Origin of the sequence: Bradyrhizobium sp. Arg816 (assembly GCF_029989365.1) — a bacterium.
Taxonomy (GTDB): Bacteria; Pseudomonadota; Alphaproteobacteria; order Rhizobiales; family Xanthobacteraceae; genus Bradyrhizobium.
This window is the reverse complement of record NZ_JAPRAQ010000097.1, coordinates 1-598: the sequence shown is the minus strand read 5'-3', so window position 1 is coordinate 598 and position 598 is coordinate 1. Positions and strand designations below refer to the sequence as shown.

Genomic DNA, 598 nt, shown 5'->3' with positions numbered 1-598 from the left:
TGTTGTTTTACTAAACACATTCGGATCATCACACTAATTACTTTATTCCAATTTCCTTTTCGGTAGAAACTTTGACCCCTCACACTCCCCAAAGATGAGCCACCAGGCAAAAAACGCCCTGGTGGGCCCACTTTGTTTAGTGTATATGAGGAGTCTTTTCTTTCCGAAAAGTTTTCTCGGCATAAAAGTTCATCAAACTTTTTACACGTCTTTTCCGTTTTATTTTTAGTTTTTGAAAAATAAATTATAATTTTTAGCTTGCAGCGACTCAAATTTACGCACAGAGACGTCTTATTTATTTTTTGCTTCAAAGCTACCTGCATCAAAAAACGGCTCTTAAAATAGAAAATAAGCGTATTTTTAATGATTTTAGAACATGAGCATAAGGGGTAATGCCACCACTTTGATGTTTTGGCAGAGCCAAAACGTGGTGAACTCGGCAGTGCCGAGTTATTTACCCTTAAAAATAGTGCCACCATGTTCTTTATCTCATACGTACACTATACGTATAGTTATGCATATAATACGTATACATACAGTATATGCATACGTATAGTGTACGTATAGAATTTTTGTACGTATGCTGTACATATAAAAA

The 598-nt window shown here is 35.1% G+C and carries 1 protein-coding gene; it reads right to left on the bottom strand.

Annotation, left to right across the window (positions count from 1 at the left end; all coding sequences use genetic code 11):
* A partial coding sequence (locus OWC48_RS45980; protein ID WP_282525926.1) for a hypothetical protein occupies nucleotides 1-479 on the bottom strand: 479 nt, incomplete at its 3' end.
* Between the last annotated feature and the right edge of the window lie 119 nt (nucleotides 480-598).